This window comes from Kamptonema sp. PCC 6506, from assembly GCF_000180455.1.
GTDB classification, from domain to species: Bacteria; Cyanobacteriota; Cyanobacteriia; order Cyanobacteriales; family Microcoleaceae; genus Kamptonema; species Kamptonema formosum.
In genome coordinates this window covers 1-1717 of record NZ_CACA01000161.1, presented here as the reverse complement: position 1 = coordinate 1717, position 1717 = coordinate 1, and the positions used below count along the sequence as shown (strand labels likewise).

Sequence of the window (1717 nt, the reverse complement as noted above, 5' to 3'; positions counted from 1 at the left end):
AGGATTTAACTTCCTCATCTCCCTCATATCCCCCATCTCCTCTGCTCCCCCGCCCCCCTGCTCCCCTGCTCAAGAGTTCCCCATTCCCGTTAGGGATCAATCTTGGTAAATCTAAGGTGACACCCCTAGAAGAGGCTTCGACAGACTATTTAGGGAGTTTTAAGTTGCTCAAGGATTGGGGGGATTATTTTGTGGTAAATGTGTCGTCACCTAATACGCCAGGGCTGCGATCGCTTCAAGATGCCGACCAATTAAGCACAATTTTAGAGGGATTACAACAGGAAAATCGCGCTCTTAAGCCAATTTTAGTCAAGATTGCGCCCGATTTGGAGTGGGAGGCGATCGCATCTGTCATTAAATTAGCTCAAACCTACGAACTCGCAGGTATTGTCGCTACTAATACTACTATCCGCCGCGATGGACTCAAAACTCAAATATTGCCGCAAACGGGCAAACACATAAGCGAAGAAGCTGGAGGGATTAGCGGTACTCCCGTGCGCGATCGCTCTACAGAAGTGATACGGTTTATTTGGCAGCAAACTCAAGGCCAATTGCCAATTATTGGCGTGGGCGGTATTTTTACCGCTGAAGATGCTTGGGAAAAAATCGCGGCTGGGGCAAGTTTAATTCAAGTTTATACTGGTTGGATTTATGAGGGGCCCTGGATGGTGCGGCGGATTTTAGAGGGATTGTTACAAAAGTTGGAAGAAAGAGGTTTGAGTTGTATTTCTGAGGCCATAGGAATAGACGCAAATTAAAACTATAAATAGAAATAATGTAGGGTGGGCGCTCGCCTCAACCATCTATCGATGAAAGTAACAAGCTCGAAGTTGCGAGCGCCCACCAAACCCGCTGGCTGTAGCAGAGTTTTAGAGAAATGGTATTATATGAAATGACAGACAAGCGCAACTATGTACCTAAAAATCAATCTCAGTCTTGGGAAAATTACATAAATCCCGTTTCTAATTCTACTTTTTGCCTTTTACTGATAACCTTTGATTCTATGCTATCTAAATGGTTTTTACTGCAAGGGCGCTCTATTTTTTTGTTATTGATAGGGTTGGCAATCCTAACACCGATAGGGTTAAACTATTATGTAAAAATATTTACCAATTCCTACCGCTACAACGATCCTGCCAATATTCCCCCTGAAAATGTTGCCATCGTTTTTGGAGCCGGAGTCTGGGCAGATGGCACACCTTCCCCAATGTTAGCAGATCGAGTGCAGGCAGCCGTCGATCTATACAAACTGGGTCGTATTCGCAAAATCTTAATGACAGGAGATAACAGCAGCCCTTACTACAATGAGGTGAAAGCAATGATGATTTACGCTGAGGAAAAAGGTGTACCAAACAGCGATATCACTTTGGATTATGCAGGCTTCAGCACTTACGAAAGTTGCTATCGGGCGAAAGAAATTTTTGGTGTGAAACAAGCCGTTTTAATTACGCAATCTTATCACTTACCACGCGCTGTTTACACTTGCCGTGCGTTAGGGGTAGAAGCAGTGGGTTTAGGAACACCTGATTGGGGAAAATTCCGAAATAATTCTATGATTCAGTATAGCGTGCGCGAGGTATTTGCAGTGGTCAAGGCGCTCTGGGAGGTTCACATTACTCGTCCAAAACCCACTTTTATGGGGTCATTTGAGGGGATTCCAGGAATAGAAGATCGTAATTAAAAATGTAAGACAAATATCTTGACAGTTAAGACATTT

2 protein-coding genes are annotated in these 1717 nt (G+C 44.0%); both read left to right on the top strand.

Annotation, left to right across the window (positions count from 1 at the left end):
* Positions 1-758, top strand: a 758-nt coding sequence (locus tag OSCI_RS09045) for a quinone-dependent dihydroorotate dehydrogenase (protein WP_083811289.1), incomplete at its 5' end; no start/stop codon positions are given.
* Positions 759-877: 119 nt separating this feature from the next.
* A complete protein-coding gene (locus OSCI_RS09040; RefSeq protein WP_007354621.1) occupies positions 878-1681 on the top strand; it encodes a SanA/YdcF family protein in 804 nt (267 codons plus the stop codon).
* Positions 1682-1717 lie beyond the last annotated feature (36 nt).

Bases quoted from the DNA above. Each gene is read 5' to 3' on its own strand.
- OSCI_RS09040 (WP_007354621.1), top strand. From the start codon at position 878: ATGGTATTATATGAAATGACAGACAAGCGCAACTATGTACCTAAAAAT.